At 43.1% G+C, this 18,373-nt stretch carries 21 protein-coding genes and 1 pseudogene; 5 read left to right on the forward strand and 17 right to left on the reverse strand.

What is annotated here, in order from left to right; genetic code table 11:
* Positions 1-20: 20 nt before the first annotated feature.
* Together KP014_RS17415 and KP014_RS17420 are read right to left on the reverse strand one after the other, a co-directional pair.
* Positions 21-1,118 carry an acyl-CoA dehydrogenase family protein gene (locus tag KP014_RS17415; protein ID WP_139210572.1) on the reverse strand — a complete coding sequence of 366 codons (1,098 nt, stop codon included), beginning with the start codon at positions 1,116-1,118 and terminating at the stop codon, positions 21-23.
* 11 nt (positions 1,119-1,129) lie between these two features.
* Entirely contained in the window at positions 1,130-1,729 is a 600-nt protein-coding gene (locus tag KP014_RS17420; protein WP_139210573.1) for a type 2 periplasmic-binding domain-containing protein, read from the reverse strand.
* A gap of 127 nt (positions 1,730-1,856) precedes the next feature.
* Here KP014_RS17420 and KP014_RS28875 point away from each other — a divergent pair, with 127 nt between their 5' ends.
* Both KP014_RS28875 and KP014_RS17425 read left to right on the forward strand, forming a co-directional pair.
* On the forward strand, positions 1,857-2,315 hold the full coding sequence (locus tag KP014_RS28875; protein ID WP_246590527.1) for a helix-turn-helix domain-containing protein: 459 nt from the start codon (positions 1,857-1,859) through the stop codon (positions 2,313-2,315).
* Complete coding sequence (locus tag KP014_RS17425; protein ID WP_246590775.1) at positions 2,255-2,986, forward strand: IS630 family transposase; 732 nt, start codon at positions 2,255-2,257, stop codon at positions 2,984-2,986. Before KP014_RS28875 ends, KP014_RS17425 begins: the two co-directional genes overlap by 61 nt.
* A gap of 64 nt (positions 2,987-3,050) precedes the next feature.
* Here KP014_RS17425 and KP014_RS17430 read toward each other — a convergent pair whose 3' ends face one another.
* The 4 genes and pseudogenes from KP014_RS17430 to KP014_RS29395 all read right to left on the reverse strand — a co-directional run.
* Positions 3,051-4,457, reverse strand: a complete 1,407-nt coding sequence (locus KP014_RS17430) for a phenylacetate--CoA ligase family protein (RefSeq protein WP_216700384.1) — start codon at positions 4,455-4,457, stop codon at positions 3,051-3,053.
* Between the two features lie 52 nt (positions 4,458-4,509).
* Complete coding sequence (locus KP014_RS28880) at positions 4,510-6,675, reverse strand: chorismate-binding protein (RefSeq protein WP_051499520.1); 2,166 nt, start codon at positions 6,673-6,675, stop codon at positions 4,510-4,512.
* Positions 6,656-7,264, reverse strand: a complete 609-nt coding sequence (locus KP014_RS17440) for a flavodoxin family protein (protein WP_051499518.1) — start codon at positions 7,262-7,264, stop codon at positions 6,656-6,658. Before KP014_RS17440 ends, KP014_RS28880 begins: the two co-directional genes overlap by 20 nt.
* Before the next feature lie 477 nt (positions 7,265-7,741).
* Positions 7,742-7,894 (reverse strand): annotated as a pseudogene (locus KP014_RS29395) (IS1380 family transposase); the annotation flags it as partial.
* A gap of 59 nt (positions 7,895-7,953) precedes the next feature.
* On the opposite strand from KP014_RS29395, the gene KP014_RS17445 reads away from it, so the two are divergent.
* Entirely contained in the window at positions 7,954-8,244 is a 291-nt protein-coding gene (locus KP014_RS17445; protein WP_036590249.1) for an AraC family transcriptional regulator, read from the forward strand.
* 105 nt (positions 8,245-8,349) lie between these two features.
* Here the strand turns inward: KP014_RS17445 and ppsA are convergent, their stop codons facing one another.
* The 10 genes from ppsA to KP014_RS17490 all read right to left on the reverse strand — a co-directional run bounded on the left by ppsA (position 8,350) and on the right by KP014_RS17490 (position 16,577).
* Positions 8,350-10,962: a phosphoenolpyruvate synthase gene (ppsA, locus tag KP014_RS17450; RefSeq protein ID WP_036590247.1), complete on the reverse strand. Its 2,613-nt coding sequence runs from the start codon at positions 10,960-10,962 to the stop codon at positions 8,350-8,352.
* 1,009 nt (positions 10,963-11,971) lie between these two features.
* Entirely contained in the window at positions 11,972-12,181 is a 210-nt protein-coding gene (locus KP014_RS28885) for a DUF2255 family protein (protein WP_246590529.1), read from the reverse strand.
* Entirely contained in the window at positions 12,124-12,348 is a 225-nt protein-coding gene (locus KP014_RS29260) for a DUF2255 family protein (RefSeq protein ID WP_343223000.1), read from the reverse strand. Before KP014_RS29260 ends, KP014_RS28885 begins: the two co-directional genes overlap by 58 nt.
* Before the next feature lie 46 nt (positions 12,349-12,394).
* Positions 12,395-12,958: a cyclophilin-like fold protein gene (locus tag KP014_RS17460; protein ID WP_036590244.1), complete on the reverse strand. Its 564-nt coding sequence runs from the start codon at positions 12,956-12,958 to the stop codon at positions 12,395-12,397.
* A gap of 21 nt (positions 12,959-12,979) precedes the next feature.
* Positions 12,980-13,999 carry a cyclophilin-like fold protein gene (locus KP014_RS17465; protein ID WP_090834820.1) on the reverse strand — a complete coding sequence of 340 codons (1,020 nt, stop codon included), beginning with the start codon at positions 13,997-13,999 and terminating at the stop codon, positions 12,980-12,982.
* A 31-nt stretch (positions 14,000-14,030) separates the two neighbouring features.
* Entirely contained in the window at positions 14,031-14,162 is a 132-nt protein-coding gene (locus KP014_RS17470) for a cyclophilin-like fold protein (RefSeq protein WP_175491977.1), read from the reverse strand.
* Between the two features lie 22 nt (positions 14,163-14,184).
* Complete coding sequence (locus KP014_RS17475; protein ID WP_036590242.1) at positions 14,185-14,883, reverse strand: DUF4405 domain-containing protein; 699 nt, start codon at positions 14,881-14,883, stop codon at positions 14,185-14,187.
* 18 nt (positions 14,884-14,901) lie between these two features.
* Positions 14,902-15,660: a flavodoxin gene (locus KP014_RS17480; protein WP_036590239.1), complete on the reverse strand. Its 759-nt coding sequence runs from the start codon at positions 15,658-15,660 to the stop codon at positions 14,902-14,904.
* A gap of 64 nt (positions 15,661-15,724) precedes the next feature.
* On the reverse strand, positions 15,725-16,168 hold the full coding sequence (locus KP014_RS17485) for an SDR family NAD(P)-dependent oxidoreductase (protein ID WP_090834822.1): 444 nt from the start codon (positions 16,166-16,168) through the stop codon (positions 15,725-15,727).
* A gap of 73 nt (positions 16,169-16,241) precedes the next feature.
* A complete protein-coding gene (locus KP014_RS17490; RefSeq protein ID WP_036590237.1) occupies positions 16,242-16,577 on the reverse strand; it encodes a carboxymuconolactone decarboxylase family protein in 336 nt (111 codons plus the stop codon).
* 314 nt (positions 16,578-16,891) lie between these two features.
* On the opposite strand from KP014_RS17490, the gene KP014_RS17495 reads away from it, so the two are divergent.
* Complete coding sequence (locus KP014_RS17495; RefSeq protein ID WP_036590235.1) at positions 16,892-17,437, forward strand: TetR/AcrR family transcriptional regulator; 546 nt, start codon at positions 16,892-16,894, stop codon at positions 17,435-17,437.
* A 377-nt stretch (positions 17,438-17,814) separates the two neighbouring features.
* Here KP014_RS17495 and KP014_RS17500 read toward each other — a convergent pair whose 3' ends face one another.
* Complete coding sequence (locus KP014_RS17500; RefSeq protein WP_246590530.1) at positions 17,815-18,033, reverse strand: SDR family oxidoreductase; 219 nt, start codon at positions 18,031-18,033, stop codon at positions 17,815-17,817.
* A gap of 140 nt (positions 18,034-18,173) precedes the next feature.
* Here KP014_RS17500 and KP014_RS17505 point away from each other — a divergent pair, with 140 nt between their 5' ends.
* Positions 18,174-18,311 (forward strand): AraC family transcriptional regulator, encoded by a 138-nt coding sequence (locus tag KP014_RS17505; protein WP_246590531.1) that lies wholly within the window; start codon positions 18,174-18,176, stop codon positions 18,309-18,311.
* Positions 18,312-18,373: the final 62 nt, after the last annotated feature.

Consider the following 18,373-nt stretch of genomic DNA (forward strand, 5'->3'; position numbering starts at 1 on the left):
CGCGTAATCTAATTCTCTTGTCACAAATACCTGGAAATGGACCATTTCAGCATCTCGGATACGCCGCCGATAATCGTAAATATCCGGATATCCCGATAGCTTCTTTCAATAGTCGTCCCTTTGATATAGGCGCTTCCACCAAAATACTGAAAGGATTTGTCCACGATTTCCTTTGCCTTCTCGGTCACAACATATTTGGTGATTGAAGAAAACAGCATCTGCTGATCAATCCGGCAATCAAATAAATGGGCGGTATTGAAGGTCTCCGTATGCAGCATATCCAGCTCCGCTTTCAATACAGCTAACTCGTACTTAACGGCTTGCATATCGAAGAGCGTGACCGTATCGTCCATCCTTCTCAATTTGGCATAGCTCAACGCTTCGTCGAATGCTCTTTGAGCAATTCCCAATGCAACCGCAGCGTTGCTGATTCGCATGATCTCCATACTTCTCTTGATAATCTCCTGCCCCTTACCAGGAGCTGACAGTAACTCGGCTTCTGTCAATTCGAGATCGGTAATCGTAAGATCGGCGATATGTATGGAATTGAGACCCATCGTATGCTCATTCTTGCCAATGGCTATTCCCGGAGATTTAAGATCAATGATGAACATGGCGTCTTGCTCATCGAGCTTACAATAAAGCAATGCATACTTTGCGATGTCCGCACAGGTGACCATCGTCTTTGATCCGTTGATCTTGTATCCATTCCCGCACTTAACGGCTACGGTAGATGGCGTTTTTTCCGCCTCGGTAAATGCGATGGTTCCGATTTCTCCGCTTCTGGCAGCCTTAAGAAGGTAGGTTTCCTTTTGCTGTTCCGTACCAAAAATTTGAACCGGCAAGTAAAAGCCAAAGTTATTCGTTTCAAGCAAATGAGCGAGAGAAGCGTCACTGTAGGCGATTCTATTAAGGATAAGCATCGCCGACACAAGGTCCAATGACGCCCCGTCATAGCTACGGTCAATGATTAATGAATGGTAATGATACTGAACCAGCTTCCGATAAATCTCATCCGAAAAAATGCCATGATGATTTCTGTAATTCGCTTCCGGTTCGATTTCATTGGAAACAAAGTCATGAACAGCGGATAGCACATCCCGTTGCCTGTCATTCATCAGATACACGTTTATTCCCCCGATTCAACTCGCCCGAATACAGACCATACGATATTCGCTCTCAGATGATCCGAAATCCATTTTAGATTTTTATGCTGATATAGTTGGAATGAAGTATCATTTGTAACGGCAATGTCGGCGATGTCATCCGCGACAAATATTGCCGCCTCCGTTGTGGAAGAAGTCGACACGATCGTGGACTCGCCATTCCATCTCACTTCTGTTTGGAAGTACGGCAAAAGATCTTCAACCGCCGGACAAACAGCAATCCGCAATAAGCCATCTTGCCTGCTCAAATCAAAATCAGTCCGGGAAATAATGCCGTAATCCGGTGTGGAATAAAGAAAATGCATCATATTATCGAAATGAGGGCACCAGAAAAAACGGGTAGCCTTCTCATAGGCATCCGGAATCAAAGCATAATCGGCTTCCTTATTCAATAGAGAGTCAAACACCTCTGCAAACGTTCTTTTGAGTAACAGATGCAACGTAAACAGAGGATTCTGTTGTTTTAACATCTGTTCTAAATGAAGAGCCGTGCAGAAACTGCTCGTTCCTTCCGGACCAAGCGTTGTCAGTCTTAACGAACTTTTCCCTTGAATAAGACTCATGAATTTTTGATTTTTATCGCTGATGTTATGAATGATTTGTTTCAGTTCGTTCTCCCCCTAGTGCCTTGACCGTTTTTGATTCTAGTTTTAAGCTTATCCTATAAGAAAAATATGGGAGGGCTTGCAGATGAACAAAAAATACGAGGTTCGACTCGAACCGAAGGAACGCGAATGGATTGAACAACTTCTCCATGCTGATTCTACATCCCCTGGCATTCGCCGCCGCTGTCTAGTACTCCTACTTTCGGACGAAAACCAAGGGGCCATCCCCAAGCAGGCTGAAATTGCCCAGCGCTCAGGGGTCAGCGATGTTACCGTCTATTACACGGTAAAAGACTATTGCACCCGCGGGCTGGACGAGACGCTGCGTTATCGTCGGCGCGCCGAACCGGCACGTCCCTCGCCTATCACCGGCGAGGTGGAAACCCAGATTATCGCGCTGGCCTGTTCCGAGCCTCCAAAGGGGTATGCTCGCTGGACGATTCGTCTGTTGACCCGTCGGGTGATCGAACTGAATATTTTGGAATCCGTAGGACGAGAAACCATTCGGACGACTTTAAAAAAACAAGGCTTAAGCCTCACTTAAAAAAACAGTGGTGCATCCCCGCCAAATCCAGCAGCGAATTTGTGGCTCGTATGGAGGATATTCTGGAGACCTATGCCCTGGCGTACGACCCGGAAATTCCGCTGATCTGCATGGATGAGCAGCCCGTGCAATTGCTGGATCATTCGCGGCCTCCACAGACGATGAAACCCGGACAAGTTCAGCGAGAAGATTATGAGTATGTTCGTAAGGGAAGTTGCCGCCTCTTTCTGTTCACGGAGCCGTTGGCCGGGTGGCGTCACGTGCAGGCTTCGGAAAGACGCACCAAATCCGACTGGGCTCTGCAGATCCAGGAACTGCTGGAAGTCCATTATCCAGAGGCGAAACGGGTTCGACTGGTGATGGACAACTTGAATACTCACACGATTTCGTCCTTGTATGAAACCTTTGCGCCTGGACGCGCCTTAGCCTTGGCGAAACGTTTGGAAATCCATTACACTCCGAAGCATGGCAGTTGGCTGAATATCGCTGAGATTGAACTCAGTGCACTGACGATTCAATGCCTGAACCGCCGAATCGCCTCCATTGATGAATTGCAGGGCGCGGTGTCGGCTTGGGAAAGCGAACGCAACGGGGCTCAGAAATCCGTGGTTTGGCAATTTACTACCAAGCAGGCTAGAGGTAAATTAAAGCATCTTTATCCTCAAATTTGATTCAGTCAAGGTACTAGAAAGTTTACCCAACATGGCAAAGCCGGCATGTTCCACCCTGATTGACTTACACATTTTTCACAATTTGATCTTCAACTACTTTTTGAGCCGCTTCTGTTTCGGAATCCTGTTTCCGTTTATCAACGATTCGCGCTGCCTTCCAGCTTACCAGCGCTCCAGTGAACGTTGTGGTGCTCAACCCGTCAGAGAACTCGACTGTGGAGTTAACTTCGATCATTGTCCAGATTCTTGCCTCGATATCAGAAAGAATTCTTGTCTGTTCATGTTCCTTCTCGGACATTTCAAGTCTTACTTCCAAATAATCTGCGCCATCAACACGGGTTATCGTAATCTGATAACCAATGCAATTCACCAGATCAGACATAATCACTCGTTCAATATCAGCCGCGCAAAATTTGCGAGAATTCAGCTGAATCTTGTCTTTTACCCGGCCTAGAACTTCGATTTCAAAGGTAGGAATAGGACTGAGAGGATTGTTCTCAATTCTCACAAGGTCACCCGTACGATATCTGATTAATGGCTTTCCGCCCGGGTTGAGCATGGTAACTACAAGTTCGCCTTCCCCCTCGAAACCGATCACTTCGTCAGATTCTTCCTTGACCACTTCGTAAATATAATTGTGGGGGAAGATATTCATTTTGTTGTTGTAATTACAGGTAGCCATGACCAGCGTTTCTTGCGATCCGTATAGAAAATTGAATACCTTCGCTCCCCAAAGCGTGCTAATATTGTGAATCATCGATTCTGTGCAGATTTCCCCCGTCAGCATCAGCATCTTGACGTTAAAATTCTGTCCCTGGACATACCCGTAATGTTTGGCGGCCTTATACAGCGTCATTGCCAAACCGGGCGTGCACATAATAACTTCAATATTTAACTTCTCCATTAGCTCCAGCGCTTTTTTAAACCCTACCAATTGCGAATACGGCCACGCTTTAACAACACATAAATCGAGATTGTGGCATATGTTTCCACAAGAATCCCCAAAAGAGTGAATTTCTGTCGGTCCAAAAACACCTACTACCGGCTTGTAATCTCCAAAGACTTCTTCGAACAGCTTTTTATAGGCCAAAGAAATCGTGATATTACTTGACATCACTTCGATCATGCTTCGAGGACAAGGTGTGGATTTGCCTGTTGTTCCCGTCGTCTCGTAGTAATAGGTCATTTCGTTGATGGGTAAGGAGAGAATGTCCATGTCGGCTTCCCTGAGGGTCTCTTTAGTTGTAAAAGGCAGGTTATTCATCGTATCGATCGTGATAGAATCGAAGCTTCCTGAATAAGGCGCCAGCGCTTTTTGATAATAGGACGAATTCGCATATACATATTCCAGTATTTCTTGTAATTTTCCATTCTGAAATTTAACCAATTCATTTCCCGTCAAACGTCCGCCAAAGACTAAATCACATTCCTCGAGATATTGGTTGTAGTAAGCTCTGTTCTTCTCGTTCATCAAATGCATAGTTGGATCAGCTCCCTTTCTTACTTTTCAGTTAAAATTGTATTCATAGGGTAGGCGCGGGTCTGCGAATTTCACTCAGTACATGACGGATTGCATCCGTTTTAAATTGGATTTCATTCCATTCATCGATGTCCGTGGAATCCGAGACGATTCCTGCCGAAGCCTGGAGATACAGGTCTTCGTCTATTTTGACAATCGTTCGAATGATAATCGTACTGACGATATCGCCGTTAAAGTCAAAGAAGCCAAGCGCGCCTCCATAAGGTCCTCTTTCATATTCTTCCAGTTCTTGTATGATCTCCATCGCCCGAATTTTAGGTGCCCCGGTCAGCGTTCCCGCCGGGAAGGTCGCCTCAAATAATTTCATGGTATTTACATTATTCGGAATAGTTCCCGTCACGCTGCTAACAAGATGAAAAACGTGGGAAAATTCACTAACCTCCATCAGCTCGTCAACCATGACAGAGCCTGGCTTTGCAATTCTTCCAATATCGTTACGCGCCAAATCCACTAACATGATATGCTCCGCCTGTTCTTTCTCACTGTTGACCAGATTATGGATCACAACTTCCCTGTCCTCCGGCGTTCTCCCCTTTCCCTTTGATGTTCCGGCAATTGGCCGGATTAGAACTTTTTCATTCTGCACCTTGAGCTGTAGTTCCGGGCTGTTGCCGATCAAAGCACATGCTCCGCGCTTCCATAAGAACATATAGGGTGAAGGATTAACTTCCCGAAGCAGTCGGTAAATGTCCAAGGATGATGCACTGGTTGTGGTATGCACTCTCGCGCCAAGCTGGACTTGGAAAATCTCCCCGTCGACAATATATTGCTTGGCCTTGGCTACCTTCTTATAGTATTGTTCCTCATCCATTGTGAGCGTGTAATCCGCTGCATGATCCATATTTCGGGATATGACGTCGCCCTTTGGCGAGCCCTTATACGAAGCCGTTAGCAGACGCATCAGCGATACATATTCAGCTTGACAGGAATCGACGATGCTGTTGTTAATGATGGTCGTAATACGATTAATGGAATCATGCTTCAATATACATGAATAATACGTCAAATGGACATCCGGAATCGCCAAATCCTGGATGTTGCTCCGTTCGATCATCTCCAGGTAATGCAGATACTCATATGTAAAGAAGCCAACCAGTCCATGGGAATAACGGATCTTAAGATTATGCTTCGGGTCCATGTTGAACATCTTGCTGATGACCGGAAAAATATCGGAGAATTTTATACCGTCCGCAAGTACGAAGCAATCTTCTTGTTCGGCATACAGACTTATAAAATTATGTTTGAACAGCTGCAGGAGGGAAGGATGATTACTCTGCACATACATCTTGCCCTTCTCGATTACAAGATCAAACTTAGGGAACAGGCCGATGATATCATCGCTGCAATCAATCTTCGGGCCATGCGCGGAATCAAGCAAAAATACATTCTCCTCACCGAAGTTAGAATATAGCTCAGCGAAGATATCAAAAAAAGCTTTATCCAGGTTTAATTGAGTTGCATATTGTGGCACGTCGATCGAGGAAGCCGGGGCATGATGCAGTGCACTGTCAGAATATTTAAGGAACTGTGGCTCGATTTGTGAATTCGGATAACTAGAAGGCTCACATTGGCTGTGCAGCATTTTTGTGCGGTTGATGAATGATTGAAGGAGAGCTTTTCCGTTGTCGGTCATAATTGATTCCGGGTGAAATTGCACACCCTCGATATTATAATCCCTGTGCTTGACTCCCATGATTTCTCCATCACTGGTTTCACAAGTAATTTCCAAACAAGGGGGAAGACTTTGTCTTTCAATCGCTAACGAATGATACCTTGTCGCCGTAAATTCATTCATGTGTTCCATAATGCCTTTGTGTCGAGAAATGATGGTTGACATTTTTCCGTGAAACAGACTCTTTGCATGAACGATTCTCGCTCCAAAAGCTTCACCTATGGTTTGATGGCCTAAACATACTCCGAATATCGAAATCTTCCCGGCAAAATACCTGACCACATCCAGGCATATGCCCGCATCTTTGGGCGCCTTGGGTCCTGGAGAAATGAATATCATATCTGGATGTTTACGTTCGATATCACTGATCGAAATGGAATCATTCCGATAACACTCCACATGATGCCCCAATTCGAGCAAGTACTGATAGATGTTGAATGTGAAAGAGTCATAATTATCAATTAACAAAATATTCATCTCTTATTTTCCCCCTTTGCTTTTGGATGTACTCTACGACTCTAGTGATGCTCTTCTCGAATGCATCGATCGCCTCTTTGTCATTTTCAATGTTGCCAGGAAATGTGGTCCCGTGAAAAAGAGGCAAAAAACCGCTTCCCAAAATGATCATCTCATTGAGCAATATGTTCTCCATGATCTGCGTCGCAGTCGACTCATGTCCATATCTGCGTCCTATTGCCGTAATGATGGCAAATTTATCGCGTAACGGCCTTCCTTGCGTTCTCAGATATCCATAACCTGCACGCTCCAGGAAAGCTTGCATTTTCGTATTCGTGCCAAATGCATATACGACCGGAGCAAAAATAATGACATCCGCTTTCTTCATTTGCTCGACTATCGCTTCCACATCATCGGATATTACACAAGATCCCTTTTGTGAACAAAAATAACAGGAATTACAAGATTGTATATTTTTTTTTTGAAGCTCAATATATTCCACCGATAATTGAGAATGATATTTGTGCCGTTCTATGTACTCCTTAAGCTTTGAAGAATTCCCGTTGTCCCGTGGAGAAGAAAGAAGGCATAACACTTTCACATCGTTCATAATAGTCTCCTTTTTCAGATAATCACGAAGCTAATATTGCCGGGTCAGGCCTCTTCATTGCATCAGTGCCTTCAAATAAGGCGTGTACCGGATCATTTTGAATGGAAAAATGTTTTCTTGCTTTACAGCACTAAAACAGATGAGCAAGAGGAAGTTTAGCGCGATAAGCAAAACTCAACCCCAAATGAATGACGAGAACGACAATTCCCATTTCAGTTCTAAAATGTGGATTATTTTTCTATCAATATAGAGTCAAATGTATATTAATGTCAAGGTTGTTTTTCATTTATTGGAATATTCTATAAGTTTAAATTTTACCTGAATCCGTGAAATAGCTAAAGGCGGAGCCAGTGGTCCTGATGAGATGAAGGGATCGGGGGTGGAAATTGATAAGAGAGCAGATTGGTTTGCAATAAGACATAAGGAAACAGAGCTTGCCCTGGAACAAGCTGTTTTCGAACATATGTTTCTAATGATTCAACCTGACAAACTCTCATAAATACGCCGAAATGTCGGAAACCAGGGACTGTGCCTACCGAAACGGAGCTTAGTCTGCCTCGCGTGCTCGACCATACGTGAAGCCAGCCAGATCAGATTCTCGATCACCGTTTTCATCCGTCTGCGGCTGACCTTCGTTCGCACTGGAGCATCGGGTTCCTGCAGCGAAATTTGCCCAAGGGGCATAAATCGTGAACAGTATTCTAGAAAAGCAAAAAGAACTTGCCAAGTTAATGGATTTGCATTTGCCTAATGAAGGAGTTCATGAAACATCGATACCATCTTTGTTTTTTATACGATACTCCAGCGTATCCGAACCCGCCTACAGGGTATACACCCCCTCCTTCTGTGTAATTGCTCAAGGTTCTAAGGAGGTTCTTATAGCTCAAGAACGTTATGAGTTTGGTCCAGCCGATTATTTGATTGCCTCCATGAACCTGCCGGTAGTCGGCCAAATAATGAAAGCCTCTCCTGAAGTCTAAGATGGGTAGATAAAAGGACGAACAGGATAACCGCCCTTTTATCCATGACAGATTGCATTTAATGCCGTCCATTATGACAAAGGCCTTACTTGACGTATTCAGCCATTACAATATTTCGATATACCCTTCTGTTCCATGCACGCGAATTCGTTGCCCATCTTTTATCAGTTTGGTAGCATTCTCCACTCCGACAACTGCTGGTAAGCCATATTCACGTGCGATAACTGCTCCATGGGTCATCAGTCCACCAACTTCGGTGACTAGGCCTTTTATGGATACAAACAATGGTGTCCAGCTAGGGTCAGTAAAGGAGGTGACTAATATATCTCCATCTTCTAGATCAGCATCTTCCATGTTTAAGATGACACGTGCTCGTCCCTCTATAACTCCGGAAGAAACAGGTAGACCTACAATAGCTTCGGCTGGTAGATTTTCTCGTTTGTACTCACCGGAGAGTGTTTCACCATCAGACGTGATAACACGTGGTGGAGTTAGTTTTTCATATAATTTGTACTCGTCTTTTCGTTTGCTGATGATCTGGTAATCCAGTTTATTTGTGCGTACAACATCGCGAAGTTCTTCAAAAGTGAGATAGTATATATCTTCTTTTTCATGAATAACGCCCGCTTGTACGAGTTGTTCGGCTTCTTTCAGTAAAGACTGCTTATAAACGAAGTAGCGATTAACCATGCCGTATTTTGGATATTCACGATAGCCGATGAAATTCCGGATTAGGTCGATCATTCGTTTTGTTTCTTTGGCTTTTTGTTCACCATCCGGTAATTGCTTCAAGCGATCTAATAACTCTAGCTCCTTGTTCAAAGCTTCCTGCCGCCCTTGCTCAAATTTCCGCCGGCTGGCATTAGGCTCAAAGTTTTTGATATTACTAAGAATCATGGGGACAAGTGTAGTTGGTTTTTCGCTCCAACGAGTTTTAGTAATATCGATTTCTCCGGTACATCGCATTCCGTATTTGTTAAGATAAGCATAGATAGCGTCCCTAGTTTCCTGTCCACCATCAAACTTAATCAGTTCATTCAAAAAATTATCATCTTTTACATGTTGTAAATAATCAATTACTTCCGGATAAGGACGGATCACATCTGCAACATTAAGTAACTCCAGACCCATTTCCGAAGTAATATTGTTTGGTACAGATTGAGAAAGCGTGTCTGCTGCGTTTTTTTCACCTAACCACTCATTCATTTTTTCATTGATCCATGATGAAGCATTTATAGCAGCCATAAATACAGCAGAACTTTGTGGGTCAAATAAAATCTTCTTTAACTCTTGGATATCTTCTAAAATAAAATCAAATAGATCCGATCCTGATTTCGTTTGGATGTTTTGTTTTAACTCTTCTATCGATGTTTGACTCCTCTTAATCAAATCAGAAACGATTGTCGGATAGTTTTCGATTTGTGCTTGAAAACTAGCAGGCGACATACCTTTATTGCTATTAATGGGACTCTGTTCTTTTTTATCATTTGGTAACAATTTTATAAAATCTCGATCTATTATGGTCATAAGTGCATCTTTTGTAAGCGGATCGTGTTGTCCTATGGTATTTAATAAAATTTCTCTGCTGTCAGGTGAAGCCAGCATTTGTGTAACATCAACAAACAATCTTCCGCCGGCTTTCCGCATGGGTGCATGAGTCGTTAACAGGAAAAAAGACAATCCCAATGGTTTCATGGGATCGGTCATCATTTGTTGGTGGCCGACAGATACGTAAACGTGATTTTCTTCATCATTGGCTTCAGGGATCGGGTATAAAGTAGTGATTGGCCGACTCTGGACAATATAAAAGGTATCATGGGCCAAACACCATTCGATGTCCTGGGGGCAACCAAAATAAGCTTCGATCTGTCTTCCGATACGTGCCAGTTGTAAAATTTGTTGTTCAGTAAGTGTTTGAGTCTTCTGCTTATCAGGATCGATCTGCTGTGTCTCTGTTCCGCCTTCTTTTCGTCCATAGATACCCAATTTTTTGGTTGCTATCCTCTTATCGACGATTTCCCCTTCCTGTACTTTATAACAATCGGCAGATACCAAGCCAGAGACCAGTGCTTCTCCAAGTCCAAAACTGGCATCGATTGATAGCAACTTTCGGTTGGAAGTAATCGGATCAGCGGTAAATAAAATTCCTGAAGCCTGTGGGAAAACCATCCTTTGAACGATAACGGATAAATAAACTTGACTGTGGTCAAATCCATTTTGCATACGGTAGATTACCGCGCGATCCGTAAATAGGGAAGCCCAACATTTGCTGATATGCTGCAAGATTGCTTCTTTGCCGATGATATTTAAATAGGTGTCTTGTTGACCAGCAAAAGAGGCATGTGGTAAATCTTCAGCAGTCGCACTAGAACGCACTGCATAAGCATGTTCCTCGCCAAACTGGGAGAGATAGTGAGTAACTGCTTTCACAACATCGGAAGGAATTTCTACTTCCATAATGATTTGTCGAATCTTCCTGCTAATTTCAACAATTTGATCTCGATCTTCTGCTTTTAGCATTGTTAGTTGATCCAACAAAGCATGATACGTTTCGTTTTGTTCGATGGCTTTTTGATATCCCACTGTTGTAACACAAAATCCTTCCGGTACTTGTATTCCTTCAATTTTTGATAATTCCCCTAAATTTAACCCTTTTCCGCCAACGAGCGAAAGCTGCGTTTGTTCCACTTCCTGAAAACCGAGAACCAAAGAACTCATTCAATATCTCTCCTAACCATTAAATTGAGAAAAAATATTTGACAAGAGTTTACCGGCATGGTACACTTAAAGTGTAAGATGCATTAACTTTGATCATATAACTTGGGACAGTCGTAATCTGATTATATCATCGTGTCTGTTTGTGTGCAATATAAAAAGAACCTGGTTAAGCTGTCCAGGTTCTTTTTTTTGATTTCCTGCTATCATTAGTCACATCAAAAACCAGAGTTCGAGCCGAACTCCGTCACTGCATAGTTCCCAAGCGGTCCTATGCAGACCGTTCTTCATTTATTGGAGCTTTTTAAACTCATTTTTTAACCAGATCTGGTTTAAGTGAGAAATGTACTGTTCCATTCGGATAATCAGTTCAACCAGATCAGGCTTTGTTACCTGCATATAACCCTGTCTAACACGTTCTATGTCACGGTCTGGTTTATTGTCCATGATTCAGATCCATGCTTCCACGAAAGAATTGTCGTTATTCGGTCTCTGCCGTCGGCGCTTCCTGAGGCAGCCGAACCTCAAACACGGTTCGTATTCCGCTGCTCTTGGGAACACCTTGAAAAATTTGGTGTTTTAGTGTAGTTTGCAGTTTAAGGTGAATTAATTAATTAGACGCTTATCAAATCGGCAATAGGACCAAGTTCTTGTCCCAAGCAAAGGACAAGAACTTGGTCCCTTAAAATAGAAAACCCGCGCCTGGCGCGGGTTCTTAAGGGACTATGTTCTTGTCTTCTGACACTTTTGGAGCGGGTAAGCAACCCCGTTGCTTTAACCTGCGTGTCCGCTTCTCGGTCATGGCTGCCGGGGCAGGCTACTATCGGGCCGAGCCTCACGCCCGACAGTAGCCTGCCATTGCGGCCATACCCCTTTTCGCTCCCACTCCGTTAAAGCAACTCCGGCGATCGCATAAGGATGCAGATCACAATTTGTATTCTTCTGATAGACCATCCAAGCGACATCGACTCGAGGTCAATGTAATTTATGAAATAAGGTCGCCTCTGTTATCTTATTTGCCAGGGATAATCTTGATTGTCGCTGAGCGGGCGCGGGCACCGATCATAGGGTTGAGATACGGGCTACTATGGTATTTCACACGGTATGCATCGTCGATGAGGTCGTTAATGGGACCGTCAACCGGCTCGAAGGCAACCTCCTTGGTCACATACCGGCGACAGTAATCCGCCCGGCCTTCTGCTGCACCGCGGCTTGGTACCATCGAGAGTTACGTCCATTATATGCTCGTACATAAAGACCATCGCCGATCATAACGGACCAAATCCAGGTCGGGGTCCCGTAGGTCATCCCGTCCTCACGGAACGGCGAGATATGAAGGTCATCTGCCTCGGCGATCTGTCGTAGTTCATCTTTAGACCAAGTGCTCATTATCCAGTCCTCCTTCAATGAAACTTCGATTCAATCCGAACGTCCTCTAGTCCATTTTTTCAATTGTCACCGTAAAATCATCGCTCATACTTGCCAGCTCCTCTATGCCGGATTCAAACTCTCCTAATACAATAACTCCATTCGAAGAAGTGGTAACAGGTCCATTGTAAAATATAGCCAGATTTCCCCATGGGGCATAATAGGCAAATTCGCCAACAGAAGGGCCACTGTTTGATGGTGTAGAATCGGTATTTAATTTCCGTGGCAAATAACTGATTTTTTCATTTCCGACGTAGTCCTCAAATGATAAGGTTATCGGGAGCATTGTCAGAAAGTCTCTGCTCGTTGGATTGTCATATAGATTCACGATGACTTCTTCATTATCGAAAATCAATTTAATTTTGGTATTTTCAACACTTTCGTTTTCATCAGTAGAATTTTGACTGTTCTCCTCTTGTACTTCACCGGGGATACCTGTTTGTTCATTAGTTGAATTATTTCCAATCGTTTCAGCCTCGTCAGGAGTAGAGCCCCCACTGTTATTTCCACCACAAGCTGCAGAAGTGAAGCTCAACACCAGAGCGAGAGCCACTGATAATATTTTTCGCATATCGTTTGTTCCTCCACCCAATTAATCGATTCTTTCAATTGTCATTTTAAAATTATCGCTTATATCCGCTAACTTTTCTTCAAGCTCCTGCATGCCGGAATTAATCTTTCCTAATACAATAAGTCCATTCCCAGTGCTAGCAGACTCGTTGTAAAATATAGCCAGATTCCCCCAGGGAGCGTAGTAAGCAAATTCGCCAACAGAAGGACCACTGTTTGACGGTGCTGGTTCGGTATCTAATTTCCGTGATAAATAACTGATTTTTTCCTTTCCGACGAAGTCCTCGAATGATAAGGTTATCGGGAGCATCGTCAGAAAGTCCCTGCTGGTCGGATTGTCATACATGTCAACGATGAACTCCTCATTGTCAAGAATCAGTTTTATTCTGGCATTATCAGAATGGCTAGTTGCAAATAGACGTTGAACAGAATCTGCGACTCTAGCGTCAACCGCACCATCAGCCACTAATTTGTCCAACAAGGTGAGATCGCTGTTCTTTAGTCTGGTAGCCAGCGCAGAATAAGATACGGCAACCATATCTCCCCGAAGGAAACTGCTGGTCGCTGTATCGAACAGACCAATCTCCTGCGCTTCTTGCATTGCCGACGCAAAGGTAAAGTCCACTCCATCCTCGTAAGCTAACGCGCGAAGCATAAAAGTAGAATACATTTGGTGACTGCATATCCCGTTAGGATCGAAAAGCTTGTTGCTCATACCTTTTGTCAACCCGTTGTCGTACATGTAAGCAACGTATTTGTCAGCCCATTTAGGTACATCGGTGAAGGGATGGCTGTAATTACCGTTCAGTGCCTCGTTTTCCACGCCCAATAGACGAACCAGCATAACAGCTGCTTGGCCGCGGGTAACTGGTTTATCCAGTTCATAGCCTGCATCGGTTCCGCGGAATAGCCCCAAATTCTTTAGAGTATCTGCTTGCTGAGTAGAATCAGCAGCAAATACGGTTTGATGACCGAATCCTATAATAAACATCAATAAAGCGAGCAGCAATGTAATAAATTTCGATTTTGTTCTAGTACTCAATATTCAGCCCTCCATTCCCTGATGTAATCAATTATTCTAATACTTCAACCGTTACGGTGAACTCACCGTTCATATTTGCGAGGGTTTCAATGCCGGAATCAATACGTCCCAATGAAATTAGGCCACTTGAATAGCTGAAATCGCTATAGAAAAGTTTCTTCATTTGTTTGTCTCCTATACATGCTTCACTTTTTTAACCGCCTCCTTTTGGGGGATGAAATCCGTTGCATACCTTTTGCAGCATAATAAGCAATACAGATACATAGCCCCATCATTGCCAAATAATCCGTAAAAAATAATATCGGGAATTGTTCAAATTCAAAGGAAATGAACATGATTTTCAAAAAAAGATACGAAACAATATCGTGCCTGATAAAGGCATATACGCCGTATGCGGCTATCGCTGCTGCGATGACCCGTAATATAACCTTACGGATATCAGACGGCGGATTTGCTTTTACCGCTTTTCGCGTCATCAACATAATCATGTTCCAATGCAAACCGACATGAACGGACATTAAGATAAAGCCCCAATGGGAGGCAAGCATATGCAATTCCCTTGCAAAGGACATTCCGCCGCTAATAGACAGAAAAGCGAATGGATAACGGGACATCATTATGCCGCTGACCATCAGCCCGATCATACATATAAATACCGACAGATTCACCACGGTTTGAAAGATGCGGAAAGCTGTATACTTCCCTTTCCACAGATTTTTGTACCATTTGAAGTTCAGCACGTTGTGGGTGATAAACATCACAAACATTGCAGTTCCGAGCCATTCATGCACTTTTTGTCCGGTCAGAATGAATGCCATCAAAATCGGCAGCAATACCGTCATGATTAGATCAACCGCTATTTTAATGATTGCTTGGGGTTTCATCGTTTCACCTTATTCGTATCAGTTAGACATTCCAAGCTGACCCAGCCATTCTTCCACATCACGCTGCGCATCGATGGCATCTCCGCCTCTAACGGCAAGACCATCCAACACGGTTGCACCGGTCAACATCCTTTTTAACGTTTGCTCATTTCTTGAAAATCCGCTGCCTCCATGGGTGCTAAACGGGATCACGGTTTTACCCGAAAAGTCGTATTCCTCCAGAAAGGTATAAACTGCCATAGGCAGGTCGCTCCACCAGTTCGGGAAACCAATAAAGACTGTATCGTAATCTTCCATGTTTTCCACATGAGCGCTCAGTTCTAGACGTGCATTTTCCTGCTGCTGCTGCTGTCCCAAATCTAAAACCGTATCGTAATCGGCAGGAAATTTATTTGCGGTTTCAATGAGAAACAGATCGCCGCCAACAGTATCCTGAATCATATCTGCAATAATTTCCGTATTGCCTGCAAGCACACCGTCTTGGAGATTTAGACTTGCGCTGGTAATGGCGTCCACATTTGCATCAAAATCCGTATTTCCGACGCGGGAAAAGTACGCTATGAGGATTTTTTGATCACTGGGTACCGGCTGAGTTGCATTGTTATTTTCAGCAGGATTAGCAGAAGCATTCACCGGCATGTTATTTTCAATAGGAATAGCAGAAGCATTGCCCGGCATGTTGATTACCGTATTACTATCATCTGAAGAGTTATTTCCGCAAGCTGCCAAGGAAAGAACTAACAGAGATACAAGGAATAATAAAATCGCTTTTTTCATGTATAATTCCTCCCACTATAAATTGCAGGTATGGCTCCTAATTCATGCTTACTCCGCGCTTCAATTAAGACATCAATAGAACTTCGTTCCAATTGATTTCCGTATTGTTCTGAGTTCTCCTCATCATCAAAGAAAAGGACGAAATAAGGACCATCTGTTGCAAGCGGAATAATCCCGCGTTAACAATGATTGTATTAATACCAAATGGTGCAACTTCTGAATGCAGCGACTCCATCCAGCCTTCAAGGCCAAACTTCGACGCTGCGTAAGCGGAGCAGAATTCGAACCCGAGCAGGCCCGCGCCCGAAGAGATCGAGATGACGTGGCCCGAACGCTGCTTGCGCTTCACAGGCAGGACCGCACGTGTGATGTTCATCGGGCCTATGAGTGCCATTCCCAATTGCCTCTCGATCTGCTCTTGGGCGAGTTCCTCAAAGTAACCCGTAATAAACCAAACTTTTTTGTTAGATATTATATTTTCCTGAATGGATATTAAAGTTTCAATAATTTAGTATAAACTCTATTTAATACCGGTTACTGGTAATACACGACTCCAGAGCGTTCGCTCTGCGTCCCATTCTTCACTTACGTTCCTTCGCAAAAACTTTCTTTGTAACTGTATAGGCAGACGTTGCTTTCGGCCAACCGGCATAAAAAGCAAGATGGGTAATCGTTTCAATGATCTCTTCTTCCGTAAGACCATTTTGTTTGGCATAGTTTATATGAAAACTTAGTTTCTCCGTATCTCCACCCGTAACTAAACTAGCTACTACAGCAATTAAACTGCGGTCCCGAGGAGAAAGTGCTCTACGCTCCAAAATATCTCCAAATAAAACATTATCGGTTAGTCCAACAAGTTTTGGCGAAAAATCGTCAATTGCTTTCTGTGCACAAGAAGGCATTTTAGGGTTTGACATTTTTTATTCTCCTTTTCTTATCAGGAGTTTATTAATTGATTAATTTCATGACTTTCAACAGTCTTTCTAATCCCTCTTTCAATAACGCTCTAGGACATGCAATGTTTATTCGGATACATCCCTCTCCAACATCGCATTGATTTTGCTAATTCTCAATCTCCCCTGTTATTAATCGATATTGATCCATTAGACGACATATGTATAATATTATATAGAATCAAGCTGCTTGCAATCGTTAAACCAACCGTATTTGTCGATTATTTTACAAATTCACATGAAATGATGATTATTTAAGAAAGTTGGTGAGCCTAACCATGCCTAAAGTAGATAGAAGAATACTCAAATCGCAGGAAGCGATAAAAAAAGCCGTTATTGAACTGATGTCCGAAAAAAATTTTGATGGCATTACCATCCAGGATATTTCCGATAGGGCAAATGTTCACCGAGCAACCATATATCTTCATTACGCGGATAAATTTGATCTACTGGATAAGCTCATTGAAGAACATATTAACGAAATGCGGGAAATCAACGAATATGCATGTGAAATGGACTGGAGAGATGCTAATCTGGTCTACTTCGAATACTTTGAGCGTAATTATCTCTTCTTTTCGACAATGCTAGCGAGTAAAGGAGCTCCTTCTTTTCGTACCCGGTTCTTAGAATTTCTTATCGAAGAGTACAAGGCTGAAGTGAATATAAACGAAGAAAGAAATCACGGATTGGATGAAGAGGTTATGGGTTGCTTTATGGGAACAGCTTTCGTAGGGATAGTGGAATGGTGGATCAGGAAAGGAATGCCTTATCCACCTCATGTCATGGCAAATCAAGTAGGGATGTTGCTTGAGAGGGTGGTATAAATAAATCAAGAAGCTGCTTTTTTAGGCAAACTTCTTTATGCTACATGTTCTTGTCCATTTTCGGTAATCGGTACAAGTTCTCGTCCCGAGCAAAGGACAAGAACTTGTACCGATAAAATAAAAGCCGCTCCGAGCGCTTATTCCATGAGGTATATTGTTCTTGTCCACTTACAATTTATAAAATAAAAAACGCTGCCATTGCGACAACGCATTAAATTAAAAACTCAATTTTGACATATACTGACTAACATAATTTTAAACAATAACAATTGCAAAAGATAGTTTCATCGATCGTCATCGAACCTCATTTAAACAACAAATCATTTGTTCATCTGCAATGTCACCAATCGATTCGTTTTCCAACTCTCCCCCCTCCATTAGGTCCTTCCGGTCCAATAGTCGCTCACCAAAGGGATAGACTCAGCGGTTTGCTTTGGAGTTCTTGGGGCAGATGGCCTACCCATATCTGAGCTTACCCATCCCGGATCGACCGCATTTATTTTGATATCACCTTTTATTTCTCCAGCTACCAATCGTGTCAATCCGTTTAGGGCAAGTTTAGACAACTTATAAGCACCTACTCCTTTATATGACATTTCGCTCGTCGCCCCATATTCAGAAGAAACATTTATAATTCTCCCATAGCCTTGCAAATTGGTAACTTGTTTGACCGTAGGTCTATTGATCCTGCATTTTTCCGCGCCTTATCCTTACCGGCTCAATTAGTACGCAGATCTTGCTTCTTCTATTTACGCCCAGACCTATTACTGTAATCTTACTCGGAGTAAAGTTTTATTCCCTTGATTATTTCACAAGGCAGTTCTCCGATTATTACGGAACTACTCCTTCTCAGTATCGTAAACTGCATCGGTAATCCTAAACTGTGAGGCAACGGATAGGTCTCATCACGAGCCCCATTTTCTATGCAAAATAGAA

Origin of the sequence: Paenibacillus sophorae, assembly GCF_018966525.1 — a bacterium.
GTDB classification, from domain to species: Bacteria; Bacillota; Bacilli; order Paenibacillales; family Paenibacillaceae; genus Paenibacillus_AQ; species Paenibacillus_AQ sophorae.

What these genes read in the sequence shown, in the direction of transcription:
- KP014_RS17415 (WP_139210572.1), bottom strand. Translation starts at nt 1,118, where the DNA reads ATGAATGACAGGCAACGGGATGTGCTATCCGCTGTTCATGACTTTGTT.
- KP014_RS17420 (WP_139210573.1), bottom strand. Translation starts at nt 1,729, where the DNA reads ATGAGTCTTATTCAAGGGAAAAGTTCGTTAAGACTGACAACGCTTGGT.
- KP014_RS28875 (WP_246590527.1), top strand. Translation starts at nt 1,857, where the DNA reads ATGAACAAAAAATACGAGGTTCGACTCGAACCGAAGGAACGCGAATGG.
- KP014_RS17430 (WP_216700384.1), bottom strand. Translation starts at nt 4,457, where the DNA reads ATGAACGAGAAGAACAGAGCTTACTACAACCAATATCTCGAGGAATGT.
- KP014_RS28880 (WP_051499520.1), bottom strand. Translation starts at nt 6,675, where the DNA reads ATGAATATTTTGTTAATTGATAATTATGACTCTTTCACATTCAACATC.
- KP014_RS17440 (WP_051499518.1), bottom strand. Translation starts at nt 7,264, where the DNA reads ATGAACGATGTGAAAGTGTTATGCCTTCTTTCTTCTCCACGGGACAAC.
- ppsA (WP_036590247.1), bottom strand. Translation starts at nt 10,962, where the DNA reads ATGAGTTCTTTGGTTCTCGGTTTTCAGGAAGTGGAACAAACGCAGCTT.
- KP014_RS28885 (WP_246590529.1), bottom strand. Translation starts at nt 12,181, where the DNA reads ATGGTACCAAGCCGCGGTGCAGCAGAAGGCCGGGCGGATTACTGTCGC.
- KP014_RS29260 (WP_343223000.1), bottom strand. Translation starts at nt 12,348, where the DNA reads ATGAGCACTTGGTCTAAAGATGAACTACGACAGATCGCCGAGGCAGAT.
- KP014_RS17460 (WP_036590244.1), bottom strand. Translation starts at nt 12,958, where the DNA reads ATGCGAAAAATATTATCAGTGGCTCTCGCTCTGGTGTTGAGCTTCACT.
- KP014_RS17470 (WP_175491977.1), bottom strand. Translation starts at nt 14,162, where the DNA reads ATGAAGAAACTTTTCTATAGCGATTTCAGCTATTCAAGTGGCCTAATT.
- KP014_RS17475 (WP_036590242.1), bottom strand. Translation starts at nt 14,883, where the DNA reads ATGAAACCCCAAGCAATCATTAAAATAGCGGTTGATCTAATCATGACG.
- KP014_RS17480 (WP_036590239.1), bottom strand. Translation starts at nt 15,660, where the DNA reads ATGAAAAAAGCGATTTTATTATTCCTTGTATCTCTGTTAGTTCTTTCC.
- KP014_RS17490 (WP_036590237.1), bottom strand. Translation starts at nt 16,577, where the DNA reads ATGTCAAACCCTAAAATGCCTTCTTGTGCACAGAAAGCAATTGACGAT.
- KP014_RS17495 (WP_036590235.1), top strand. Translation starts at nt 16,892, where the DNA reads ATGCCTAAAGTAGATAGAAGAATACTCAAATCGCAGGAAGCGATAAAA.
- KP014_RS17500 (WP_246590530.1), bottom strand. Translation starts at nt 18,033, where the DNA reads ATGTCATATAAAGGAGTAGGTGCTTATAAGTTGTCTAAACTTGCCCTA.